General features: G+C 64.5%; 1 pseudogene. It reads left to right on the top strand.

From position 1 onward, the window contains the following. Window positions 1-386, top strand: a pseudogene (locus AC1U89_RS24945) (excinuclease ABC subunit A); the annotation flags it as partial.

The raw sequence follows: 386 nt of genomic DNA, 5'->3' as shown, positions 1-386 counted from the left end.
GACTGGATCCTGTTCACCGAGGAACAGCCCACGGTGCCGGTGTACGCAGGATTCACGCCCAAGGAGGTGCGCGCCGCGCTCAAGCGCAAGATGGAGCCGAGCTATCAGGGCACGTTCACGGGCGCCCGTCGCTATGTTCTGCAGACCTTCGCCACGACGCAGAGCGCGCTGATGAAGAAGCGCGTTTCGCAATACATGATTGGACGCGAATGCCCGGCCTGTCACGGCAAGCGGCTCAAGAAGGAAGCGCTATCGGTGACGTTTGCGGGCATGGACATCGGCACGTTCGCGAACCTTCCGCTTGCCCGCGTGGCGGAGATCATGCGGCCGATTGCGCACGGCGAGTGGGCGAGCCCCGAGGCAATCTCCGGCGCGGTGCTGAGCAC

The sequence above is a fragment of the Caulobacter sp. 05T431 genome, assembly GCF_056665975.1.
Note: the sequence above shows the minus strand (reverse complement) of the source record. Positions and strands in the feature narration are given on the sequence as shown.